20 protein-coding genes are annotated in these 22,669 nt (G+C 48.1%); 12 read left to right on the top strand and 8 right to left on the bottom strand.

Annotation, left to right across the window (positions count from 1 at the left end; all coding sequences use genetic code 11):
- The 4 genes from NG792_RS17165 to sppA form a co-directional block, all read left to right on the top strand.
- The coding region (locus tag NG792_RS17165; protein WP_261236185.1) for a hypothetical protein at nt 1–197 on the top strand (197 nt) is incomplete at its 5' end.
- A 53-nt stretch (nt 198–250) separates the two neighbouring features.
- Nucleotides 251–790 (top strand): bifunctional pyr operon transcriptional regulator/uracil phosphoribosyltransferase PyrR, encoded by a 540-nt coding sequence (gene pyrR / locus NG792_RS17160; protein WP_261199589.1) that lies wholly within the window; start codon nt 251–253, stop codon nt 788–790.
- A 222-nt stretch (nt 791–1,012) separates the two neighbouring features.
- A complete protein-coding gene (gene fni, locus NG792_RS17155; RefSeq protein ID WP_261236184.1) occupies nt 1,013–2,074 on the top strand; it encodes a type 2 isopentenyl-diphosphate Delta-isomerase in 1,062 nt (353 codons plus the stop codon).
- A 136-nt stretch (nt 2,075–2,210) separates the two neighbouring features.
- The gene (sppA, locus tag NG792_RS17150; RefSeq protein WP_261236183.1) at nt 2,211–4,040 is read left to right on the top strand and encodes a signal peptide peptidase SppA; all 1,830 of its coding nucleotides are present in this window, start codon (nt 2,211–2,213) and stop codon (nt 4,038–4,040) included.
- 193 nt (nt 4,041–4,233) lie between these two features.
- Here sppA and NG792_RS17145 read toward each other — a convergent pair whose 3' ends face one another.
- From NG792_RS17145 to NG792_RS17120, 6 genes are all read right to left on the bottom strand, one after another.
- On the bottom strand, nt 4,234–4,920 hold the full coding sequence (locus NG792_RS17145; protein WP_261199592.1) for a helix-turn-helix transcriptional regulator: 687 nt from the start codon (nt 4,918–4,920) through the stop codon (nt 4,234–4,236).
- A 150-nt stretch (nt 4,921–5,070) separates the two neighbouring features.
- The gene (locus NG792_RS17140) at nt 5,071–5,316 is read right to left on the bottom strand and encodes an HNH endonuclease (RefSeq protein ID WP_261199593.1); all 246 of its coding nucleotides are present in this window, start codon (nt 5,314–5,316) and stop codon (nt 5,071–5,073) included.
- 27 nt (nt 5,317–5,343) lie between these two features.
- A complete protein-coding gene (locus tag NG792_RS17135) occupies nt 5,344–5,736 on the bottom strand; it encodes a KGK domain-containing protein (protein ID WP_261236182.1) in 393 nt (130 codons plus the stop codon).
- A gap of 211 nt (nt 5,737–5,947) precedes the next feature.
- Complete coding sequence (locus NG792_RS17130) at nt 5,948–6,319, bottom strand: KGK domain-containing protein (protein ID WP_261236181.1); 372 nt, start codon at nt 6,317–6,319, stop codon at nt 5,948–5,950.
- Between the two features lie 106 nt (nt 6,320–6,425).
- Nucleotides 6,426–8,870: a dynamin family protein gene (locus tag NG792_RS17125; RefSeq protein WP_261236180.1), complete on the bottom strand. Its 2,445-nt coding sequence runs from the start codon at nt 8,868–8,870 to the stop codon at nt 6,426–6,428.
- 211 nt (nt 8,871–9,081) lie between these two features.
- Nucleotides 9,082–10,551 carry a GH25 family lysozyme gene (locus tag NG792_RS17120; RefSeq protein ID WP_261236179.1) on the bottom strand — a complete coding sequence of 490 codons (1,470 nt, stop codon included), beginning with the start codon at nt 10,549–10,551 and terminating at the stop codon, nt 9,082–9,084.
- Between the two features lie 346 nt (nt 10,552–10,897).
- On the opposite strand from NG792_RS17120, the gene hisA reads away from it, so the two are divergent.
- Nucleotides 10,898–11,671, top strand: coding sequence for a 1-(5-phosphoribosyl)-5-[(5-phosphoribosylamino)methylideneamino]imidazole-4-carboxamide isomerase (gene hisA / locus NG792_RS17115; RefSeq protein ID WP_261236178.1), 774 nt, complete (start codon nt 10,898–10,900; stop codon nt 11,669–11,671).
- 701 nt (nt 11,672–12,372) lie between these two features.
- On the opposite strand, the gene NG792_RS17110 is transcribed toward hisA, so the two are convergent.
- Both NG792_RS17110 and NG792_RS17105 read right to left on the bottom strand, forming a co-directional pair.
- Nucleotides 12,373–13,737 (bottom strand): PAS domain-containing sensor histidine kinase, encoded by a 1,365-nt coding sequence (locus NG792_RS17110; protein ID WP_261236177.1) that lies wholly within the window; start codon nt 13,735–13,737, stop codon nt 12,373–12,375.
- Nucleotides 13,738–13,934: 197 nt separating this feature from the next.
- Complete coding sequence (locus tag NG792_RS17105) at nt 13,935–15,794, bottom strand: CheR family methyltransferase (protein WP_261236176.1); 1,860 nt, start codon at nt 15,792–15,794, stop codon at nt 13,935–13,937.
- A gap of 558 nt (nt 15,795–16,352) precedes the next feature.
- Here NG792_RS17105 and sipA point away from each other — a divergent pair.
- From sipA to NG792_RS17070, 7 genes are all read left to right on the top strand, one after another.
- Nucleotides 16,353–16,613: a regulatory protein SipA gene (sipA, locus tag NG792_RS17100; RefSeq protein ID WP_261236175.1), complete on the top strand. Its 261-nt coding sequence runs from the start codon at nt 16,353–16,355 to the stop codon at nt 16,611–16,613.
- A complete protein-coding gene (locus tag NG792_RS17095) occupies nt 16,610–17,509 on the top strand; it encodes a YegS/Rv2252/BmrU family lipid kinase (RefSeq protein ID WP_261236174.1) in 900 nt (299 codons plus the stop codon). Before sipA ends, NG792_RS17095 begins: the two co-directional genes overlap by 4 nt.
- A 788-nt stretch (nt 17,510–18,297) precedes the next feature.
- Nucleotides 18,298–18,846: a pantetheine-phosphate adenylyltransferase gene (gene coaD / locus NG792_RS17090; RefSeq protein WP_261199123.1), complete on the top strand. Its 549-nt coding sequence runs from the start codon at nt 18,298–18,300 to the stop codon at nt 18,844–18,846.
- Entirely contained in the window at nt 18,759–19,391 is a 633-nt protein-coding gene (locus NG792_RS17085; RefSeq protein ID WP_261199122.1) for an ATP synthase subunit B family protein, read from the top strand. Before coaD ends, NG792_RS17085 begins: the two co-directional genes overlap by 88 nt.
- Before the next feature lie 278 nt (nt 19,392–19,669).
- On the top strand, nt 19,670–21,127 hold the full coding sequence (locus NG792_RS17080; protein WP_261236173.1) for a DUF2157 domain-containing protein: 1,458 nt from the start codon (nt 19,670–19,672) through the stop codon (nt 21,125–21,127).
- Nucleotides 21,128–21,344: 217 nt separating this feature from the next.
- Nucleotides 21,345–22,037: a GDYXXLXY domain-containing protein gene (locus tag NG792_RS17075; RefSeq protein ID WP_261199120.1), complete on the top strand. Its 693-nt coding sequence runs from the start codon at nt 21,345–21,347 to the stop codon at nt 22,035–22,037.
- A 30-nt stretch (nt 22,038–22,067) separates the two neighbouring features.
- Complete coding sequence (locus tag NG792_RS17070; protein ID WP_261199119.1) at nt 22,068–22,595, top strand: DUF192 domain-containing protein; 528 nt, start codon at nt 22,068–22,070, stop codon at nt 22,593–22,595.
- The last annotated feature ends 74 nt before the right edge of the window (nt 22,596–22,669 follow it).

The raw sequence follows: 22,669 nt of genomic DNA, 5'->3' as shown, positions 1-22,669 counted from the left end.
ATGGGGAGGATGGGGGAGATGGGGAGGATGGGGGAGATGGGGAGGATGGGGAGGATGGGGAGGATGGGGGAGATGGGAGAGAATTGGGGGAATTATCTATGTTTGTAGTAACGACTGAAGTCGTTCTCCATCGGACTGATATACCTTGTGCAACCACTGCCACATTCCCAATCTACCCCATCTCTGGCAACCCCTAACCAAATCTGTCAAACTGCGCTATCAATAATAAATTGTTCCATCCAGACTTGACATGAATGCTAACGTGATTGAAATCCTGTCCGCAGAAGAACTGCGCCGGACTGTGACCCGACTGGCGTCCCAGATTGTGGAACGATCAAATGATTTGTCAGAATTGGTGCTCATCGGCATTTACACCCGAGGGGTTCCCTTCGCGCATCTGTTGGCGAGTCAGATTGAACTTTTAGAACAGATTCAGGTGCCGGTGGGTGCTTTAGATATTACATTTTATCGAGATGATTTGGATAATATTGGGATGCGAACTCCGGCAAAAACAGAGATGCCGTTTGATTTGACGGGTAAGGAGGTGATGTTGGTGGATGATGTAATTTTCAAGGGTCGCACGATTCGCGCTGCCTTGGATGCGATCGCCGATTATGGTAGACCCTCTCTGATTCGGTTGGCGGTCCTAGTTGATCGGGGTCACCGTGAGGTTCCCATTCATCCAGATTTCATCGGCAAAACCCTCCCCACGGCAAAGGAGGAACAGGTTAAGGTCTTTTTCAATGAGGTAGACAATCGCGATGGGGTAGAACTGATTAAGGTGATTTGAAGGATGAAGGGGGATTGGGGGGATTGGGGAGATTGGGGAGATGGGGAGGTTGGGGAGATTGGGGAGATTGGGGATAATGAGTTCAGTCGTTACTCCAAACGGGTAGAATAATGACTGAAGTCTTTACTACAAACTTGGACCATCTTCCCCATCCTCCCCATCTCCCCTAACTCCCCATCCTCCCCATCTTCCCTAGGACAAATGACAAATGACAAATGACAAATGACAAATTTAAACTCTGGGGAAGAAACCCAATCTCGGAAGGCAGAACATATTCGAGTCTGCCTGGAAGATGATGTGCAATTTCGCTTGAATGGGACGGGTTTGGACCGTTATCGCTTCACCCACTGCTGTTTGCCGGAACTGGATTGGCAGGATATTGATCTGACGACGCGGTTTTTAGGGAAATCCCTTGGTGCTCCCTTGTTGATTTCTTCGATGACGGGGGGGACTCAGGAGGCGAAGCGGATTAATTCTCGGTTGGCGGTGGTGGCGGAAGAGTTTCAGATTGCAATGGGGGTGGGTTCCCAGCGGGTGGCGGTGGAAAAACCGGAGGTGGGAGATACCTTTGCGGTGCGATCGCTGGCACCAAATATTCTGTTATTTGCCAATTTAGGGGCGGTACAGTTGAACTATGGTTATGGGGTGGATGAATGTCGCAAAGCAGTCGATTTGCTGGAAGCAGATGCGTTGATTCTTCACCTCAATCCCTTGCAAGAAGCGGTTCAATCCCGGGGGGATAAAAATTTCAAAGGATTGCTTGACAAAATCCATGAGTTATGTAATGTATTACCCGTGCCGGTGATTGCCAAAGAGGTGGGTAATGGGATTTCGGCAAAGATAGCCCAGAAATTGATTGAGGCAGGGGTTGGGGCAGTCGATGTGGCGGGTACAGGGGGGACTTCTTGGGCGAAGGTGGAAGGGGAACGGGCGAAGGATTCCCGACAGCGCCGCTTAGGAGCAACTTTTGCGGAGTGGGGTTTACCCACAGTAGATTGTATCACCTCGATTCGGGCGATCGCCCCAGAAATTCCCTTAATTGCATCGGGGGGATTACGCAATGGACTGGATGTGGCGAAGGCGATCGCCTTGGGGGCGGACCTCGCCGGTTTAGCATGGCCCTTCCTGCAAGCAGCAGCAGAATCCGAGGCGGCGATTCACACCCTGGTGGAACATTTACTGGCAGAACTCTCTACAGTTCTGTTTTGTACCGGCAATGCCACTCTCACCGAACTCAGAGACTCGGACGCCCTTCAACCCCAGGGTTCCCTAGGGCGTCCGTAACCCAGAGGCAAGACAAGCGAGTTTCTGAACGTCCCAGAACGATTAACATAGAAGAGATAAGCGATCGCAACTTCGGGTCAGTTTTCAAAACACCGACGCCGGAAGCAGCGCAGATAACATTAAGGACCGTTGCAAAATGCGAGATTTTTTCAAATACACCTTTGCTAGTATCCTCGGGACGATTGTCGGATTAGGCGTTTTAGGTGTTCTGAGTTTAGGTGGACTCCTGATTGTTGTTGGGACAATCGCCACTTCCTCGAAAGATGCCGGACCAAACGTCGAAAATAACTCGATGCTGGTGTTTGACCTTTCGATGAATATCACCGATTCTCAACCCACCTCCACTACGGCAGAAGCATTATCCCGAACCCTCTCGGAGGACTCGGAACCGAACACGATGACGTTGCGCCAGGTGGTGGAAACCATTGATGCTGCCCGAGAGGACGATCGCATTCTCGGGATCTACCTCCACTCTACCTCCTCCAGCACCAGTAACGGCTTTGCCACCCTCCGGGAAGTTCGCTCGGCCCTCGAACGGTTCCAGGACGCCGGTAAAACTATCATTGCCTATGACCAAGATTGGAGTGAAGGGGAATATTACCTCGCCTCGGTTTCTGACGAAATTCTCCTCAATCCTCTCGGGATGATCGAAATGAATGGGTTGAGTTCGGAGACGACTTTTTTGACAGGGGGTTTGCAGAAATACGGCGTCGGAGTTCAAGTGACCCGGGTCGGAAAGTATAAATCCGCCGTGGAACCCTTTGTATTAACCCAAAGTTCCCCAGAAAGTCGGCAACAGACGGAAAAACTCTTGAGCGATATTTGGGGTGATTTTCTGACAACGGTCGATCGCCGTGAGAAAATTAGCGCTCAACAGGTGCAGCAGGTGGTGAATACCCGGGGTATGCTGATGGCAACGGAGGCAGAACAACAGGGATTTGTCGATCGCCTCGCTTATTTTGATGAAGTGGTGGCACAACTCAAGGAACTCACGGGCCAAAAAGAGGAGGACCGGACGTTCCGGCAAATTGGTTTATCCGGTTATGCCGCAGTCAGTGAGGATCAAAGAGCGACTAAGGCGCGATCGGCTCCTCAAATTGCCCTAGTATATGCTGAGGGTGAGATTGTGAGCGGGGAAGGTGGTTCTACCCAGGTGGGAGGCGATCGCCTCGCCAAACAATTGCGCGACTTGCGCCGGGATGAGGATGTCAAAGCGATTGTCTTACGGGTGAACAGTCCCGGAGGTTCTGCCACAGCATCGGAAGTGATTCAGCGTGAGGTCCAGTTGATTGCTGAAAGCAAACCCATTGTGGTGTCAATGGGGAATGTTGCCGCTTCCGGTGGGTACTGGATTTCTAGCTATGGGTCGAAAATTTTTGCTCAACCGAATACGATAACAGGTTCCATTGGCGTGTTCGGAATGCTGCTGAATATCCAAAGTTTGGGCAATAAACAAGGGATTAACTGGGATGTGGTGAAAACTGGACCTTATGCGGATATTGATACGATTACCCGCCCGAGAACCGCTCAAGAAATGGCAATTATTCAGCAAATGGTCGATGGCATTTATGAGCGATTCTTGAACTTGATTGTGGAATCTCGGAATCTACCGGCCCAAAAGGTAAGTGAGATTGCTCAAGGTCGAGTCTGGTCCGGTCAAGAAGCAAAACAACTGGGTTTAGTCGATGAACTGGGCGGTCTAAATGAGGCAATTTTGGCCGCAGCGGAATTAGCAGAACTGGGTGAAGATTGGAAGGTGGAGGAATATCCCCAAACTCGCACATTTGAACAAATCTTGATTGAGCGCTTGCTAGGGAGTCGCCTGAAAGCACTGGTCCCGACTCCAGAACCGGACCCGCTAACGGCACAATTACAGGAACTCTATGAGGAAGTTTCTATGGTCAAAAATTTGAATGACCCGTTCCATGCTTATACTCGCCTGCCTTTTACGTTCCAGATTCGTTAAGATGCGGTTGGGTGGGAAGGGGGTTGAAACTTATATTATGTTAGTTGAATTACCCAGAGAGACCTAACCCCCACCCCTTACAAGAGTAGTTTTTTTACTTCCGGTCCCCTCCCCTTGCCAAGGGGAGGGGACCGGAGGTGCAGTTAAATGTGAGGCGAATCAGCAGAGAAGAGGAAGAGGAAGAAATGGTTTTTTAGGTTGATCCACCGGACTTGATATGAGGGGTGATTTGATAGGCGCAACGCCGATCGCCTTCCATGATATGTTCCACTCGTTCGATAGTGACAGTTGGTCCGAATAGGGTTTTAAAAACTTCCAGTTCGGACCGACATAATAATCGACAAGTGCGTGCAGCTTCATTAATGGGACAGTGGTTTTCTATGAATAACCAGGACCCATCCGTTTGGGCGATCGCCTCTGCCATATATCCTTCCTTGGTCCGAATTTCTGCAAGGCGTTTCACTTGGCGATCGAGTCGGGATTGCCGTAAATTTGCGCAGTTCTCCCCTTCTAAAGTAGCAAACTGAACGCGATACCCTTGAATTTGTCGGCGCGATCGTTCTGCTAAGACTTTCTCTAATTCCGCTTCCCCTAAAACCGCTTCAAAACTATTCAGAAATTCCACCATCAAGTCGGCATGAGTATTGGGAAATAAATTCAGGGTGCGATCGGTCAATTGCCACAACTTCACAGGTCGCCCGATCGGACGCCGTTGTTCCGAATAATCCACTAAACCCTCTCCCCGCAGTGCCTGTAAATGCTGCCGAATCGCCATTGGAGACACCTCTAGCTGTTCTGCCAGGTCCGTCGCATTCGTGGCCCCTTGCATTTTTAACAGGTAGAGAATTTGCTCTTTTGCTTTTTGTTTGTCATCGGTCATTGGACATGGAAAGATGAAGGATCAAAGCGGAAGCATGAAGGCGGAAGCATCCAGGCATAAGGCATTTTATTAGAACAAAAGACGGTCCCTGGTTGTCTTTCATCCCTCATCCCGTCCCCCCATTCTTCCATTAATTCCCAATTATAACAATTATAAATCAAACCGACGCTGAAATCGAGAGTCTAAGTCGGCACTTTTACGTTGATTGCACTGGCGGCAAAGGGTTTGCAGATTACTGATATCGTTAGACCCCCCCATCGCCAGGGGAATAATATGATCAATATTCAGTTCGGTTTCTTGTTCCGTTTTGCCACAACTTTGACACTGATGGCGATCGCGTTCCCACACATAAGCTCTAACTGATGCAGGAATCCGGATTCGAGGTGTTTTACTCATAGATTTTTAGTAGATTAAGGGGTAAATTTAAGAGTTGGGTTCATCCATCATCCGCCGGATATCATCCAGGGGTGATTTCGGTTCACTGGGTGATTCGGGTTCATTGGATACAGCTATTTCTTCAACTTGTGGGTCATCTGGACAGAATTCTACAATAATCCTCATTCTAACTTTCCCCTCTTGCCAGTTTTGGGCTCCATATCTTAAGGATTTAGCTTTAACACCCTCATGAACCCAATTTATTTGATTGTTATCCCAGCCATTCTTATTGAGAATAGAATCATTGCTTCTCAAGATTAAAATTGCTCGTTCTGTCAACTCCCTTGTTCTAAATGTTTGCTGCCCAATTAATATTTTACAGTAGTCGTTCTTTAAAACAACAACTTCCTCCGGATCCAAGGGTTCAAATTGAGTGCTCATTTCAGGTAATCCCTATAAATTGTTATTGTTATCATACCGCCTATATACTGATGGAGGCAGAGCCTCCAATACTGCGTGACTCGGCAGAGCCAAGTCACGAGAATTAGAGTATTCTATAATAGATTCTCGTGTCATGGCTCTGCCGTGACACGGGCATTTTGCGGCTCTGCCGCCTAATTGGTTCTGCTACTATTAGGAGGCAATGTTTGGCTCATCCCTGCATCCGTCGAATATCATCAAGGGGTGATGCAGGTTCACTGGATTCCCCTTTATTGCTGGCTGCTATTTCTTCAGCTTCTGGCTCATTTGAGCAAAATTCTAAGCTGATTGTTATTCTCATTTTACCTTTTTTCCAGCCTTGAGACCCATATTTTAAGACTTCAACGTCGGCACCCTCTCCAAACCATTTGACAGTGTGTCCATTTAAATTAGATCCAATAACACTGTTTTTCATGACCTTTATTAAAGATTCTCTCAATTCCCCAAATTTCATGATGGGATGGGTCAGCAATGGGATGTTTTGAGCCGTGTTAGACATAGATAACACTTCATCGTCCTGGAGTGGTCTAAATTTAGAATTCATACCAACTATCTGGAAAAATTACTCTCCTATATTAGGTCATCAAAACCACCCTGTCAATAGGGTAAAATGTAACGAGACACATCCCACCCTATTGACATTCATCGCGTTAGATCATCTCCACCACCTCTGCTAATTCCCCATCTTCCTCCTCAATAATATCCACCTCGATCGCCTCTTGCAAATTAGCCAAGGGTAACTGATAGCGGTCTAAAAGCATTGCCTGTAAACAGCTATTAATACCGGAAACTACCTCGTTGTAATCGGCAATTTTATCCTGAACTTCTTGCAACTGGATCTGATTACTATCGAGTTGCTCTTGTGCTTCCCGTTCTAGGGTTTTCTCTAGGTGCGATCGCGCCCGGTTGTACTGTTGTAAAATCATCTCCTCTTGCTGCTTGACTAACGGCAACAGATGAGTTTTCAGGGTTTGATTCACCGTTTGTCGGAAGGTACTTTGAATCGTGTGTTTGACTTTCGGTTCAAAGTCCAACTTTAACAACTGGCGAATAGCCGGTTCCGCATCTTTCATGGTGATACAATCATAACTTTGAGAAGTTTGTTGCAGCACTTTACGGAACTGATAAATGGAAAATGTGCCTTCATCGTAAAAGCGAGGACTCTCCCGCACGAAGCGATCGCATTCCGTACTCGCCGCAGCGCGAATCGCTTGCTGCACTTGCACCTCCAAATTCTTAACCGTCTGTTCTAATCCAGCATCCCCGCCTACTAAGCGGCATAAGTCTCGGTAATACTCTTGACGGCGAATTCGCTCGATTAAATAGGCGAAATAATTAGCAATTGTTCGTTCTGCTTCTTCTGCCAATACCTCCTCTAATTCATTGGACAAGTAATAAAAAGCCTCGACTAAAATCGCCAATAACGGTGCAGTTGAGTTGCGAGGATGAGTTAGGGTCGCTTGCCGGTAGGCTTCTTCCACGGAGAAGGTATTCAACAGTTCATCCATGCGGCAAACCATTTTAACTTTTAGTTTGCGGAAGTCTTCCTCAAAGGTAAGGCACTGATTGGTTACAACTTCATTTACCTCTTGGGTAATATGTTCATTTAAGGCCATTCCCAGGCGGCGTAAGTCATAATTCAGTTGTTCCATCCGCCGCAATTTTAACCCCTCAATATTGACGGGTTGACTCTCTAAGTCCCGATATTGTTGGACGTAATGGCGACTTAACAGCAGGCAGATGGGTTGGAGGTCATTGGCGAGGGTTTTAAAAAGAAGAGGGCGTTTTTCGTTGGTTAAGTAGTTGGTAATGCTGGTGCGAAACTCCTCAATGCCACTATCAGAAATGAGCTGATTTAGCAGAGAGGTTCCGCATTCGTTGAGGATGCGGACGTAGTTTTCATTCGGGGTTTCGTAGCTGTAAACCGCAATTTTAAATTGACTGGGGGAGAGTTTCCCGGAGTTGGCGCAGTAGCGGTTAAATTCGTTGACAAATTGCGGGGTGTCTTCCTGGATGCTGGTGTTTTTGACGCTTTCGGCAAACAGGGAATCTAATCCATAGCGATCGCGTTCGCTGGTTTGTTTGATTTGACTTCCCCAAAAACCCAGCAACCCACTGGTTTTATAGAGGCGTTTGGTATCTCGGAACTGAGTAACAATTAAATCATCTAACCGTTGCCGCAGTTGGCTATTATACCAGGTTTCGTCAATGCGGTTAAAGACATAAAAGACGCGATCGCGAATTCCGGGATTAGACCGCATTTTTTCCAGCAATTCCGTCTCTTCCGTGGTCATATCCCCTTCAGAAGCGGGTTTGAGGACGCATACCACCGCTGAGGTTTCCGGGTCTTCAATCTTGCGGTAGGTGAGTTCTGCATCCCGTTTCACCGGCGCATCAATTCCCGGCAAATCAATCAGCACATTCCCATCTTTGAGCAAGGGATGATAACAGTAATATTCAATCCGTTTCAATACCGAACTATTGCTACCCCGCCGCGCATAACTTGCCGCCTCTTTGAGGTTGGAAAAGTTAAACTGTTCCATCGAAAACGTGTTATTATTCACTGGATGGATGCGGCTGCTATTTTCTGCAAATCCATCCAGCAATAAGATTAATGCCTTCGCTTGCTTCGCTAACTGGGATTTACTTTCCCCCCCTTCTTTAGTCAGAATTGTTTGCCCAATCTCACGCACCAGTTTCAGAACTTCGGGTTCATTAATATTGGTTGCTGCTTTGATGCCCAAACGTTCACATAAAGCAGTAATCTGGTCTTTAATCTCACTTTCACTCAAAAACGTGAGGACGACTCGCCCTTGGTCCGGTTCAGCATATTCAATATAGCACTCTGTTCCGGTGGCGTGACCTTCTGCACTGTAGAGCAATTCTCGTTCTAACAGGGCATTAATCAGCATGGATTTACCCGCACTAAAAGCCCCAGCAAAGACAATTTCAAACTTAGGGGCGACGGCCTTTTTCAGAGAGGACTGAACAGCGGTGATATCCTGTTGTCGCAAAGCGGGTTCTTGATGCAACAATTCGAGAATGCGATCGACCTGATCCTGTAGATGCTGACACTGAGGGAGTAATTGAGTCATAGCAGTGGTGAAAAATGCCACAAAAAAACATTATGTCTCTAAGTATTCCACAGTTGCCTAGAAAACTATCACCCAAAAAATTTACCAGAAATCATGCTCCTCCATAAAAAAAAATCGGGGCAAATTCTAAACAATTGCCCCGACTTCGCCCTAGGTTAACTTGAGTTCAGCGGTGACCCAAAAGTCTCACATCCGCCCCCCCCTGAGCCCCTTAACTGCGCCACTTGCGGGTAAACTCATCCAACACTGAACTATGAATCTGCCGTTGCAACCAGTGGATTGCCTGTTGTTGATGGTTTAACCCTTGATAATGTTGGCAGACATCTACCAAAGAAATATTCCCAGCAACCGCAACTGATGAGCGATTGCGCCATTGACGAGAAAACTCAGACAAGGTAGTAGTGGGAATCTGAGTTTGCAACCACTGGAGGGCCTGCTTTTGGTTATTCAAGCTTTGATAATAAGTGCAAACATCGACTAAATCGATATTTGTAGATTGAGCGGCCATCTGCTGATTTCCCGATCGCCACCACCGGGCAAATTCGTTTAAAATCCCACTGGAAAGCTGACCTTGTAACCAAAAGATCGCCTGGTCTTGCATGGGCAATCCTTGATAAAATTTGGCCACATCCACAAAATTAATCGGGGATGACGCCGAGGCATGACCCCGCCAGCGACGAGCAAATTCTAGTAAATTTGCCTGAGATAATTGACCCTGTAACCAATTTAAAGCTTGATTTTGATGGGAAAATCCCTGATAAAATCGACAGACATCAATTAACCGAATCACAGGGTTCGGACTCGACTGAATCGGAGGCGAAGGAGGTGCAGGAGTTGGCGGTGGAATTGGAGTCGGTGTTGGAGTGGGAATATAAATCGGGGTAGGCGTCGGTTGAACTTGTGTCGAGGGTTGAATAGCGCTCACTAAAGCCGCCCAAGTCTGAATTCCGACAATGCCATCTACGGTAACATTCATCGCCCGTTGAAACGCCATCACTGTGGAGTGCATTGTAGCGCCAAATACCCCATCAATGGCACCGGGATTAAATCCTTTATCCCGTAAGCACATTTGGATATACTTAACATGGGAGCCTTTCCCCCCTTGGCGGCAGACGTTAAACCAGTTGATATCTACACCGCCATTAATTCCGCTGACTTTACCGCTTTCGGTGTATTGCCAAAAGGTCCAACCATCCCAACCCCCGGGAACCCAGGGATTATTGGTCTGATAGTGAGCAATCCACAAGGGATAATCGGTAAAAATTTTAGGATCACCAATCCGTTCCCAAAAACTGGGAAAAGTGTAAATAATTGGGCGACGTTTTGTCTCTTTCTCGACAATTTCGATCCAAGTTGTAATATCCCGAATAATCGAACTTGCACCGACTCCATCAGTGGACTCAATATCCAGAACTGGCGGCAAATCATTGGCTTCCAGTTTCACCGTTTTGAGGAAAATATCCGCTTGTGCTCTGGGGTCTTGTTTGGCACGGTAGAAGTGATAAGCACCCCGAGGTAACCCCACCGATTTCATTGCCGCCCAATTACTGCGATAGGAATCGGCCACAAACGTAGCGCCTTCGGTTGCTTTGGTAAAGGCAAACCCCATGCCATCCCCAACCACGGAATTCCAGTTTACAGGGTCTTGCCAATCGGAAACGTCGATACCTTTTGCACACATAATGGTAGATCTTGTTGAAAGAGTGAGGAACTGAGTGGCTTTGTTTTGGCTAAACTTCTCAAGGAAGTGGCCCGATGTTTGATACAATTAGGAGGCAATTCCTCGGGTGTTAGCCCCTGCACAAAGGCCGATCGCAGCTTGTGGTGCAGGAGGGAAAGAAGAGAAGGAAAAAGCCTGTGCTTCTCCTGCCACTCCCCGAAAATACCCCCTTGGAGTGATAAGTAAACTATACGGATGGTGATGACTTGGATCGGGAAAGGGTCAGGATTTAACTTGATCTGCAATCGATGACTTTCATCCCATCCCGTGCCATAGTAATTGAGTAAAATTTGAGGTCAGATTGTTTATGGAAGTGATTCCAGCGATTGATTTATTAGAAGGTCGTTGTGTCCGTCTGTATCAGGGGGATTACGATCGCTCGGATGTGTTTAACGAGGACCCGGTGGCAGTTGCAAAACAATGGGTAGACGAAGGTGCGACACGCTTGCATTTAGTGGACCTAGATGGGGCAAAAGCGGGGGAACCGCGTAATCTGAAAAGCATCGAGGCGATCGCCCGCGCCGTATCCGTCCCGATTCAAGTCGGTGGCGGGTTGCGCGACTATGCCTCCGTTGCCAATTTATTATCCCTCGGGATTGATCGCGCCATCCTCGGGACTGTGGCAGTTGAAAAACCGGAACTCGTCCAGCAACTCGCCCAAGAATTTCCGGGTCACATTGTGGTCGGAATTGATGCGCGAGATGGCAAAGTTGCCACCCGGGGATGGTTGGAAACCTCGGAAGTATTAGCGACGGTCCTGGCGCAACAAATGGTGGCGTTAGGTGTTGCAGCGATTATCTATACGGATATTCATCGCGATGGAACCTTGGCAGGACCGAATATTCCGGCATTGCGTGAACTGGCGAGGGCGATAGATATTCCGATTGTGGCCTCTGGGGGTGTGAGTTCTCTGACGGATTTGCTCAGTTTGCTGGCCCTGGAACCGTTAGGGGTGAATAGTGTGATTGTAGGGCGTGCGCTTTATACGGGGGATGTTTCCCTGAAAGAAGCAATCCAGGCGATCGGTCCTGCAAGAATTCAGGATGTGCCACCGGATTTCGGTTCTTCTACTTTTGCTTGAAATTAATAGACCTCTTGCAAAATAGCGATTTGCTCCCCCTTTCCCCCCTTAGAAAAGTAGGGTTTTGACCTTCAGGGAGTTTATCTCACATTTTAGCTCACTTCCGGTCCCCTCCCCTTGGCAAGGGGAGGGTTAGGGTGGGGTCCTCTTTAATCTCACTTGCCCTCCCCTCCCCAAGAATCTAGGGCTGTTTCATTGTCAAATTTTCCTTACCCCGTAAGCTTTACAGCCCGAGGGTTTTCGGCCTTATTTCCTAAGTTGAAACTAAGGACCACCCCGCCCCTACGGGGCACCCCTCCACAGGAGGGGAATTCCACCCCGTCCCTTCGGGACACCCCTCCTGTGGAGGGAAATATGCCCCAAAATTCCCCTCCCTTGGAGGGGTGCCCCGCAGGGGCGGGGTGGTCAATTCTAGCTAGTAATCAAGTATTGAGCTATGCTTCTTTACTCAAAAGTATATGTCTCTTCCCAATCAAGACACCACCCCGTCCCTACGGGACACCCCTCCACAGGAGGGGAATATGCCCCAAAATTTCCCTCCCTTGGAGGGGAATAGCCTGTATCCCCGGCCAGATAAAGCGATTGAACAATGCAAAAATTAATTGGGCTGGGAGAATGAAACAGCCCTCCCCAAGAATCAGGGGAGGGGACCGGAAGTGAGCCGTTATATATAAAGGCACATCACCATGAGCGTAAAAAACCTACTTTTGTCTGCCAGAAGTCTCTTCTACGGGTGAGAGTAGGCTGTTTTTTAACGGTAAGGATAAGGATTTGGGGGTGGAAGTGGTGGGGAGGGTAATGGTTAAAGTTGTGCCACCGCCAACGGTGCTTTCCACGGCGATCGCCCCACGGAGCAAGTCTACGGATTTTTTGACGATCGCCAATCCTAAACCCGCCCCTGAAAGCTCGCCGACGTTACTGCCTCGATAAAAGATTTCAAACAAGCTAGGGATATCTTCAGCGGGAATCCCCAAGCCGTGATCGCGAAAAGTTAAGATGAGCTGAGTCTCTTCACATTGTATAGAAATGTTGATTTGGCTGAACTCAGGCGTAAATTTGAAACAGTTTGAGAGGAGATTGCGGAAAATATGTCTGAGCAATTTAGTATTTGTAAAGACCGAGTGACAGTTCCCTGTTACTTGAAAATTAATAAAACGTTCCCCGGGGCTATAAAGATGTTTATATTCTTCTATCAGTTTCCAACAAAATTTCTGTATATCAATTGGAGAGGATTGAAGCGAACCACAATTTTGCTCTCCATTAAAAATTAAAATATCATCTAAAAGGAGGGTAATTTGTTTAATTGATGCCCTGATTTTTGAAAAAAGTGGAGTTCTTTTGGATTGTTTTACTCCATCACTATATCGTTCCAAAAGTTGTGTACAAAGATGAATCGTATTGAGGGGGGTGCGAAATTCTTGGGAAAGGATTTGGATAAAGCGAGATTTAATAAGATGTAATTCTCGTTGTACCGCCAGCTCTTGGCGATTTTTTTCAGCCTCTTTTAAATCGCTGATATTGCGAATCAACCAGCGCAACCCCGTGAGATTTCCCTGGAGATCGTGAACTGGAGAAACAGAAATTGCAGCAGGAAAGGACTCGCGATCGCGCGGGAGCATTCTTACTTCCCATTCCCTTACCGTTCCTACGGTTCGGACTTGCTCTAGTTGGCTGCGAAAGGCACTCCGTTCTTCCAGGTCTACAAAAACTGCTAAAGGTTTGTCGATCAGGAAGGGGCGACGTAAGTTAAATAACTCTTCCGCTGCCGCATTCGCTGCTTCAATCACGCCCACAGCATTCGTTACTAAATAAGGGTCCGGTGCTTCTTCAAATAACTTTTGATAGCGGTCCCGTTCTATTTCTACTTCTTCCCGAGTCGAGAGCAGTTGTTGATTTTGCTCCTGAATCTCCTCCGTGGCAACGTGCAGTTCTTCCAATGCCGTTGAGAGTTCGCCAAATACCTGTTCTAATAAGTCCGGTGGAGGGGAAGAAAACTCCTGAGCCAGTTGTTGCATCAGCTCTAAACGCACTCTAGCCTGTTCAATCTGCCCCGTAAAATTTTCCATCTTATTTCCTTGCTCCCGTTTTAGCCCTAACTTTAGGATAGTAGCTAATTGCCCAGACAGCCACCCAACGGAAAAAAGCCTAAAAAACTCATGGGGGGAGCCAATGGGGACTCCCAGTTCAGGGGTGATTATTTTCGTGAAATCGAGCCCGAAATCCCTGGCGGGAGAAGGGACAAGGCTCAAGAAGACAACCCCGGTTAAACTTCCTTGATTAAAAGAATCACCCCCAGAGGTTCTTTACTCCCATCTTGGAGGGGATTAAAACTTAGGCTGCACTGAATGGATTCACCTTGATTATTTAACGCATCAATGAGCATTTCTTCATCCGGTTGTGTTCCACTCAAGCATTGATAAAGGGGGTCGCGCAGGCGTTCTATGGGTAAGCCAATATCCAAACTAAAGATAGATTGCTGATTCACTTCCTCAGCCTTCGGTCCCCAGAGATTTTGGGCCGCTTCGTTCCAAGTTTGAATTAGAAATTGACGGTCTACCACAATCACCGCTGATGGCAGACTGGCAAAAATAGACTCTAAAAAAGCGTTACATTGCTTCAGTTCTAGAGTTTTTCTCCCGAGTTCATCATTGATGGTTTGAAGTTCCTCATTGCTAGATTGAAGTTCCTCATTCATCGTCTCTAATTCTTCATTGGTAGACTGGAGTTCTTCGTTTGTCGTCTCCAGTTCTTCATGGCTAGACTGGAGTTCCTCGTTAGTCGTCTCCAGTTCCTCATTGCTGGACTGAAGTTCCTCATTCACCGTTTCAAGTTCTTGGTTAGACCGTTCGAGTTCCTCTTGTAACTGGTGATAGCGAGTGACTTCGTTAAAACTGATACTCACCCCGAGGGGATCGCTGGTAGTTTGCTGTAAAAGGGAGATTTCAATATCCAAATACTGAATGCTGCCATCACTCCAGGTGCGAATGACATCGCTCACGAGAATCGAGTTACCTTCTTTGTAAACCCGTTCAATCTGCGATCGCAACTCTACGGGACGGTAAGAAATTTCTAAATCCTGGAACGGTCGTCCCAGGTCCTGACCATCAATGCCAAAACGGGACCGAGCTAACTGATTGGCTAGGATGAGATTGCTATCAGCGTCTACTACAATTTGCGCCACGGGCATGGCATTAAAAGCTGCTTCCAAGACACGAACATTTAAAGTCGATCGCATCCCGGCTTCTTCTTTTCTATTTTGTGTTAACACTAAGAGGCGATCGCGCCGGTCCATTTTTCGGGCTTTCTTAAAAATGCGGTGTTGTAAGTTTAGGGGACTAAACAGATCGGTGTTAGTGAGTAGCATTTCGGCTTTACCCAAAAACAAAAAGCCTGTGTCGTTGAGTGCAAAATGAAAGCGAGCCAAAATTTGCTTTTGGGTGTCCGCATTAAAATACATCAAGGTGTTGCGGCAGATGAGCAAATCCATGCGAGAAATAGGAGCATCGTGAATCAAGTCATGACGACCAAAAATTACCAGCCGACGCAGATCCCCATCTAATGCAAGGCGATCGCCCACCGGCTTAAAGTATCGCTGCTGCAACACCTCCGAGATGGACTCGATATCTTTTGCTTTATAGGTGGCATTCCGTGCCTGTGTCAACGCTTCCTCATTTACATCGGTGGCGTAAATTTTCACCCGCCGCAGACACTCTTCAATGCCGAGGGTTTCTGCCAGTAAAATAGCCAAGCTGTAGGCTTCTTCTCCCGAGGCACAACCAGCAGTCCAGAAGCGCAGGGGTTCATCCGGGGATTTGTGTTTAATAATCAGCGGCAGGATATGGGTGGCTAAGTATTCCCATGCTGTGAGATCTCGAAAAAAGCTAGTAACGTTTATTAAGATCGTGTTGAATAAGGCTAGGAATTCTTCGGGGTGCACTTTCAGGTAGTCCAGATAATCCCCAAAGTTTTCAATATGATGCACCTGCATTCGCTTGGTGACTCGACGCTGGAGGGAGGAACGCTTATATCCCACAAAATCAAAGCCACGCGATCGGCGCAGATACTCTAGAAGTGCTTCAAAGATCGTAGTCTGATCATTAGCCGCCACTGTTGATGGGAGCATGAGGACACAGTTAAGAAAGGATAGGAGAAAATTAGCAAAAGTAACCTACTATCGCAGTCCAGATTTTATGTTTTATCATAAAAGTTACTGGCGCAATACCGGATCTTACTGATTTTTGTAGATTTTAAGGTTGCCCCTGTTCGCCTGCTGTGGCACTGCTGTGGCTCAAAATCTCCGAGAGTCAATCCGGAAGTGGAGGGGTATTGTTGATTGAGATGGGGTCCGATGAACACCGGGGGTAGGACAGTCCGCAGGTAGGTCCCCGGGTATTCCGTTGGAGAGAAGGGGCCCGCCTCTGGAAATAGGGAGAGCTACAATATCAAAAGCCGACGGATTAACAAGGGGCGATCGCATTGCCTCTCTCCCACCGATATTTGGGCCTTATTGGAGTGATTAATACTCCTAATTAGGTAGTGGAGTGAATAAATTTTTAGGGAAAATGTTTGGGGTAAGTCCTGATTACCTCTGTCCTTTAATCATACTCCCCTTTAATCGCTTTAGACGAGATGGATTTTATCCTTTAAAATTTAAGAGATAAATCCTCAAATTCCCAAAGCAATGTCAAAAGAATTCACCCTCGGCGATCGCGTTCGGGTTGTCGCCTTACCCGCCTACCTCAAAACCGCTGAACCCATCCCCATGCTTCGTCCACCCAATGCCGTCAGCCTGGGGGAAGAAGGGACGATTTTTGATCGCAAACCGGGAGGATATTGGAGCGTCCGCTTTAAAAAAGGGGCGTTTCTCATCGAAAGCCACTATATTGAACCCATACAGGATACCGTGGAAACATCTCACGAAGGAACAGCAGAAAACGAATGAGCACCCGTTCAGCTTGCTTAATTTTTAATCCCTCTTCTGGCAACGGCAATCCCGAAGCCGAACTCAAACAGATTTTTTCACTTTTAGAACCCGAAATTACACTGGATATCCGCTATACGAAAGCCGATTTAGAACCCAGCCAACTGGCGCAAGAGGCGATCGCCCGGGGGGTTGATTTAGTGATTGCTTCCGGTGGCGATGGTACCGTTTCTGCGGTAGCCGAAGCCTTAGTTAATACGGAAATTCCTTTAGGGGTGATCCCCAGAGGGACCGCCAATGCCTTTGCCAGCGCCTTGTCCATTCCTACAAATATAGCCGGTGCTTGTGAAACGATTTTAAATGGACTAATCCGGGCGATCGATGCGGCAACTTGCAACGGTAAACCCTGCATTTTGCTCGCTGGAATTGGATGGGAAGCTGAAACCGTCGAACAAGCCGATCGCGAGGCGAAAAACTGGTTTGGAGTCATGGCATATTTGGTCGCCGGAATCGAAAAACTCTGGGAGATCCAGTCCTTTGAAGTCGAGCTTGAAATGGACGGAGAAATCAGCAGACTGCGGGCGATCGCTGTCACCGTTGCCAATGCTGCACCCGCTACCTCAGTCCTAGCTCAAGGACCTGGCGGCGTCATCCCCGATGATGGATTGCTCGATGTCACGATTCTATCCACCCAGACCGAAATGAGTACCTTGGGAGCGGTTTCTAGCTTAATGACAGGCGCATTACGGGGAGTCGCTTCTCAACACAATGATGTCTTATACCTGCGGACCAATCGCATCAAAGTGACCACAAATCCCCCCCAAAAAGTGACCGTTGATGGGGAAATCACAGGGACCACCCCCGTAGAAATTGAATGCATTCCCTTGGGTCTAAAGGTCATGGTTCCCGAGATCTAGCCTACCGGACAAGGCTCAAACAAGGAAGCACCTCCGGTCCCCTCCCCTTGCCAAGGGGAGGGAACCACCTCCGGTCCCCTCCCCTTGGCAAGGGGAGGGTTAGGGTGGGGTTCTTGTGACGCGATTCCCTACGGGAGAGCTTCCGCTTACCGCGCCTCACCAAGTAAAGAGCAGGGTTAGGGTGGGGTTCTTGTGACGCGATTCCCTACGGGAGAGCTTCCGCTTACCGCGCCTCACGAAAAAAGAGCTTGGATCAGCCTCCATACAAACGCTTAAGCCTCCTTTGAGTGCCTGACGTAGTTTTCCCACCTCACCGCCGACACCCCACCCTAACCCTCCCCTTGCCAAGGGGAGGGGATCATCAGGTGCAATTAATAGGAAGGCAAATCACCATGAGCGTAAAAAACTACGGTGTCAATTCTCAGGGGAAAAAGTCTAAATATTCTTCTAAATCCCAGATATTTGGCGCAAATGCTCCAGTAAATATTGGGTTTGATTTGACCTTTAATTTCTGGATCTGATCCCGGGAAGGTAAACTGTTCACGGTGAGCAGATAGCTTCTCAAAAATTTCCCTAACAATAGCCAGTCCCCTGGTAAGAAATAAGCCCTAACTATGAACAAAGCAGGAACTTGAGTGGCGAGTCATCCTAAAGGTGGTATCATGGGGTTTGTTAGCCGTTGCCATTTCAACAAAAGCAAATGTCCAAACGGCACATTTGCCCTAACCGAAATGGCATCGGACTTGACCTCTAAAGTCCCTCCCTGCGAATCTGATAACTAAATCCTTGTGATTGCAATTTATCCGGGCAGCTTTGATCCCATTACCCTAGGTCACCTTGACATCATAGAGCGAGGGTGTAAGCTGTTTGACCAAGTGATTGTAGCAGTGGTCATCAATCCCAATAAAATCCCACTGTTTACTGTGCAAGAGCGTTTAGAACAAATTCGCCTTGCGACCCCCCATTTGTCTAATTTAGAAATAGACTGTTTTGAGGGCTTGACGGTGAACTATGCCAGAATTCGAGGGGCGAGTGTCCTGTTACGGGGACTACGAGTGCTCTCGGACTTTGAGCTAGAACTCCAAATGGCTCATACCAACAAAACCCTAGCTACTGAAATTGAGACCGTTTTTTTAGCAACTTCTAACGAATACAGCTTTTTAAGCAGTAGTGTAGTAAAGGAAGTTGCCCGATTTGGCGGCTCCATCGATCACCTTGTTCCCCAGCACGTTGCGCTTGATATCTACCGATGTTACGCCAAGACACAGCCCGGATTGACCCAGACGACAGATCGAGTCTCCCAGAAGAATCTCCCGAGCACGAGCAGGGACTCCTAGATATCCAGAGGGAACTAAACCGACTGGAGGAGATGATTCTCGAAAGTCCGCGCATCCCGTTTACGGGAAGGACCCTGGTGGATGAGGAGCAGTTGCTAGAGCAGCTCGATCTCCTGCGGCTGAATTTACCTGCTGCCTTTGAGGAAGTAGAGGAAATCATCCGCCACAAGGACGAAATCATTGTCCAAGCCGAACAATATGCCCAGGAAATTTTGGAAGCTGCCGAGCAAAGGGCGGCCCAAATTCTCGATGAAATGGGGATTGTCCGACAGGCAAAGCTAGAATCAGACCATCTGCGCCAACAGGTTCAGCTTGATTGCGAATCCGCCCAGGAACAGACGATTTCGGAAATCGAACGGTTGCGACGGCAAGCGATGGAGGATCTGGAGGATATGAGGTCCCGGGCGATCGCGGAGGCGGAGGCGATCGAAAAAGGGGCGGATGATTATGCCGATCGCGTCCTCTACAACCTGGAAAGTCAACTCTCAGAAATGTTGCGCGTCGTTCGTAACGGCAGATCCCAACTTGGACCCGAATCCAAGTAAAAACCTGCACCCGATCGGGTGGGGCTAGACGGACAAAGCCTGCCTACGCAGCGTCATACAGAAAATGGACTTTTGAAAAGCGGATTTGGTATAACCCGTTGTCGCAAGGCCCTTCCCCTGATCCGAATCCTCCTCCAACCTGACGCTGATGCCCTTAGCCCTGGGGAATTAGGACCGGGGTCCCAGCCCCCCTCAAGGGGGACTCTCACTCATGAGGTCCCCAACCGAACCAGCGGGTTTTTACCCTACAACGCTGTCATCTTTTATCATTTCCCTTCATGGTTTCGGAAAAGTTTCGCCGCCAATTACGCACAGAGGCTCGTTCATGGACGATGGAGGGCTTGATTTCCCAGGAGCAGTATCAAGAGTTGTCCAATCGCTATCTCTTTGAAACCCTCGATCGCCCAAATCAGAATCAGTTTATTGCCCTGCTGCTGGGGTTGGGAGCACTGCTGATCAGTGGCGGTGCGATCGCCCTGGTTCAGGCGAATTGGGAAGTCTGGTCCCGGGAAAGCAAAACCGCTGTACTGGTGGGAATCTTCATCGCTGTGAATCTGTGCGCCTTCTATTTGTGGGGGGATCCTTTGGGGCGATCGCATCGCTTCCCCAGATGGCAAACCCGCACGGGACATGGATTATTCTTCCTGAGTTCCCTCCTATTGGGTTTAAACATGAGCTTAATCGGGGAAATTTTCCTCATGAAGCCGTCTCTGGGAGAATTTTGGTTAATTTGGGGATTGGCAGTGCTGGTCATGGCCTATAGCTTACGTTTGACTGGCTGTGGGATTTTAGCGACGCTGTTAATTGGGGGAGGATACTGGCCCGGTTTAGCCCAGGTGTATCAGGGTGACGGATTTTTTTGGATCCGGACTGTGGTCCTCCATCTGCCCTTAATTTCCGCCTTCCTGTTAGTGCCCCTCGCCTACTGGTGCCGATCGCCCTGGATTTTTGGATTGGCAACCCTGGTCCTAATTCAGTCGGTGCAAGTCAATCTGATCGTGGGGTTCAGTCTGCTGAATGTGCCCAATCATTGGATGCTGGCGATCGCCTATGCCCTACCGCCTGCCCTCCTGTGGAGTTACGATGATCAACCCTGGCAAGTCCCCTCCCTATTTCAGGGCGGCGAAGATCTCCCCCATTTTCGACCCATCTCCCGCACCTTGGCCCTCATCTTTCTGGCCCTCTCCTTTTATGTAATCTCCTTCCATTGGTTTTGGTCCTCCACTTCCCCCCTCGCCCCTTGGGACCCCACCCTGGCCGAAATTCCCCTGGAACAAGGGTTTGCTTACCTCCTTGATGTCCTCATCGTTCTGGGGAGTTGGCTGGCTTTGGTGTGGCATTTCAGCAGTTCTGGGGATAATTTCCGGCGGTTTTTATCCCCGGATGCCTACTTGAATCATGCGATCGCCCTCGTGATTGCGATCGCCACGGGAATGCTGTTTTGGCATTTTGGCATCCAACCTTTACCCCTGCTGGGTCCCCTAATTTTTAACATCCTGCTATTTTTGTTAGCATACGGATTGATGCGGCGGGGTCTCACCCAAAGCGATCGGCGGATTTTTTGGGCGGGTACGCTATTATTAACCTTGCAAATTCTCACCCGAGTCCTGGAATATGAAACCGGATTAGTCTTGAAATCCATTGTTTTTGTTCTCTGTGGAATGGCTACAATTGCCATTGGCCTCACCGTAGGCAGCCGGATTAAACCCCTGGAAAATGAAGACTTGACTTTGTAATGAATGGTCCACACTCATGCTGTTCTCAATATCTATAATTTATGAGGAGTGCGAGCATCTTGCTCCCTTTCTAAAATAGCGAGCAAGATGCAAGGCTTGAGTCCGGGCTTCGCTACTTTTTAAAATGCTATTGATTGGATTAAAAAGCCGCATTTTTTGGTCAATTATAATTTCCCCCCTGACCCCAAAACGATTAGGCCGGGGTTTCTTCTAAATTATGGAAAACGAGCAGCCTTCTTCTTCCAAAAAAATCAAACCCAGCTTAGTGGTGGGTCGATTTTTAATTCCGCTGTTCATTCAAACGGCTGCGATGCTGACCGTGGCCTTCTCTGCGGTTCAGACCGAATGGAAGGGGGAATTAGTGACTTTAGAAACTGAACCTGTTAACTTGAGTAAATTTATTAGAAATTCTTCAAATCGGGTCAGTTATAGCATTTCTAACTTCAAAAATTTAGAAGAAATTCCTGGATGGGAAGAACTGCCGGGAACTCCAGTGCCTTGTCCCCGGAATAACCGCTCGGGAAATTGGCAGAATGAGTGTAATCCAGAGGCTAAATTGTTAGACCCCGATTTGACCCTCTATGTAATTTTGGAACCGCCAACACCGGAAGAAACCGGGGAAGTGCCAACTCCTTGGAACGCGGTAAGGGTAAGTCGCGATCGCCCTCGGGAGTTAGGAGAAAATCAAGTCATGATTAAGGGGAAATCTTTAGAAGATTTGGTGGAGTATGAGGGAGAAAAATTTTACCTGATGCGATCGCAACGGGAGGAAATTTTGGAAACCTTGGATTTGACCGACAAGGAGGAAAAACTAGAAACCTTAGTGATCCAGCTCAAAGTGAATGAGCGAGGAAATGCGGTCCCGGTTAATTTGTGGATCGGCGATCGCAACTATTCGCTCTCAAATTGAATCAAACCAGTAACCTTTAAGCAGTAGGATATGAATAGTTTAGCTCGGTTTATCGTCACAAGTCTCAGCCTGTTTTTATTGGGTTGTACACCTTCGGGATTACCCCCTGCTGCCGATGCACAAACCAATGGGGAGACTGTATCCTCCTCACCAAGGGTTCAAATAGAGAGGGGACAAGATTTGCCCATTACAGCACAAGCAACCATCGGCGACCAAACCATTGATTTAGAAGTGGCAACCACACCACAACAGCAGGCGATCGGACTGATGTACCGAAGTGAGATTGCGCCTAATCGGGGGATGTTGTTTCCCTTTAATCCCCCCAGAACCGTCACCTTTTGGATGAAAAACGTGGAGATTAACCTGGATATGATATTTTTGCGGGATGGAGAAGTCCTGGCGATCGCTGCTGATGTTCCCCCCTGTACCAGCGATCCTTGTCCCTTCTACGGGCCCGAAAATAACCCCGTTGATCATGTGCTGGAACTCGCAGGAGGACGCGCTGCGGAACTGGGGATACAAGTGGGAGATCGGATTGCGATCGACTTTTTAAAGTAAACATTCTGGAGATGGCACCGCTTTCTCGTCACCATTTCCTGTTACCCCAACCCGTAGATACTCTATGGATCTGC

Origin of the sequence: Laspinema olomoucense D3b (assembly GCF_025370785.1) — a bacterium.
Lineage (GTDB): Bacteria > Cyanobacteriota > Cyanobacteriia > Cyanobacteriales > Laspinemataceae > Laspinema > Laspinema olomoucense.
This window is presented reverse-complemented; position numbering and strand designations above follow the sequence as displayed.

Coding starts and splice junctions, on each gene's coding strand:
- sipA (WP_261236175.1), top strand. CDS start 16,353: ATGTCAAAAGAATTCACCCTCGGCGATCGCGTTCGGGTTGTCGCCTTA.
- NG792_RS17120 (WP_261236179.1), bottom strand. CDS start 10,551: ATGTGTGCAAAAGGTATCGACGTTTCCGATTGGCAAGACCCTGTAAAC.
- pyrR (WP_261199589.1), top strand. CDS start 251: ATGAATGCTAACGTGATTGAAATCCTGTCCGCAGAAGAACTGCGCCGG.
- sppA (WP_261236183.1), top strand. CDS start 2,211: ATGCGAGATTTTTTCAAATACACCTTTGCTAGTATCCTCGGGACGATT.
- NG792_RS17080 (WP_261236173.1), top strand. CDS start 19,670: ATGGTTTCGGAAAAGTTTCGCCGCCAATTACGCACAGAGGCTCGTTCA.
- NG792_RS17140 (WP_261199593.1), bottom strand. CDS start 5,316: ATGAGTAAAACACCTCGAATCCGGATTCCTGCATCAGTTAGAGCTTAT.
- fni (WP_261236184.1), top strand. CDS start 1,013: ATGACAAATTTAAACTCTGGGGAAGAAACCCAATCTCGGAAGGCAGAA.
- NG792_RS17105 (WP_261236176.1), bottom strand. CDS start 15,794: ATGCTCCCATCAACAGTGGCGGCTAATGATCAGACTACGATCTTTGAA.
- NG792_RS17135 (WP_261236182.1), bottom strand. CDS start 5,736: ATGAGCACTCAATTTGAACCCTTGGATCCGGAGGAAGTTGTTGTTTTA.
- NG792_RS17095 (WP_261236174.1), top strand. CDS start 16,610: ATGAGCACCCGTTCAGCTTGCTTAATTTTTAATCCCTCTTCTGGCAAC.
- NG792_RS17110 (WP_261236177.1), bottom strand. CDS start 13,737: ATGGAAAATTTTACGGGGCAGATTGAACAGGCTAGAGTGCGTTTAGAG.
- NG792_RS17125 (WP_261236180.1), bottom strand. CDS start 8,870: ATGACTCAATTACTCCCTCAGTGTCAGCATCTACAGGATCAGGTCGAT.
- NG792_RS17070 (WP_261199119.1), top strand. CDS start 22,068: ATGAATAGTTTAGCTCGGTTTATCGTCACAAGTCTCAGCCTGTTTTTA.
- NG792_RS17075 (WP_261199120.1), top strand. CDS start 21,345: ATGGAAAACGAGCAGCCTTCTTCTTCCAAAAAAATCAAACCCAGCTTA.
- NG792_RS17145 (WP_261199592.1), bottom strand. CDS start 4,920: ATGACCGATGACAAACAAAAAGCAAAAGAGCAAATTCTCTACCTGTTA.
- NG792_RS17130 (WP_261236181.1), bottom strand. CDS start 6,319: ATGAATTCTAAATTTAGACCACTCCAGGACGATGAAGTGTTATCTATG.
- NG792_RS17085 (WP_261199122.1), top strand. CDS start 18,759: ATGTTACGCCAAGACACAGCCCGGATTGACCCAGACGACAGATCGAGT.
- hisA (WP_261236178.1), top strand. CDS start 10,898: ATGGAAGTGATTCCAGCGATTGATTTATTAGAAGGTCGTTGTGTCCGT.